Origin of the sequence: Jeotgalibaca sp. A127 (genome assembly GCF_052266745.1) — a bacterium.
Lineage (GTDB): Bacteria > Bacillota > Bacilli > Lactobacillales > Aerococcaceae > Jeotgalibaca.
Genome location: NZ_JBQPRC010000034.1, coordinates 1 through 538, shown reverse-complemented (window position 1 = coordinate 538; position 538 = coordinate 1). Strand labels below are relative to the sequence as shown.

The window sequence follows — 538 nt, the reverse complement described above, 5'->3', positions numbered from 1 at the left end:
TTCGGTGCTATTCAATGTCTCTTCCTTTTTCAGGATTAATTTCCAGTATTTCTTCAGCTTCCTGTAATCTCGATTAGCCTTTAAGTCTTTTGATTTCTTCAGGGTATTCATAAAACTGACACGTGCCATATTGAGAGCCCGGTTCACCTGTGTGACAATGTGAAAACGATCAATGATCAACGCTGCCTGAGGAAAGAGGTCCTGAAACAGTTTTTGATAAGGACCGTAAAGGTCCACTACGACCGTCTTGACCTTCGCTCGTTGTTCTTGTGGAAAACGCATAAAGTAATCAATGATTGATTTGTTTCGACGATCCTCCAGAATATCAAAAATTTTCTTGTTGTCAGAATCACAAATAATCAGGCTCATTGCCCCCTCGGCGCTTTTTACGCTCTTAAATTCATCAATCGCCATGTTCTCAGGAAGATGAGTATAGACTTGGCGGAATGTATCATAAAAATCTCCAAAAACCCTTTTGACGGTGTTATTGGAAACACGGTGTTCAAGCGCAATATCCTTTTCAGATATGTTCCTCGTC

At 40.5% G+C, this 538-nt stretch carries 1 protein-coding gene; it reads right to left on the bottom strand.

The features are described 5' to 3' along the window. Positions 1-414, bottom strand: a 414-nt coding sequence (locus ACTVAI_RS11845) for a transposase (RefSeq protein WP_443486751.1), incomplete at its 3' end; no start/stop codon positions are given. Positions 415-538: the final 124 nt, after the last annotated feature.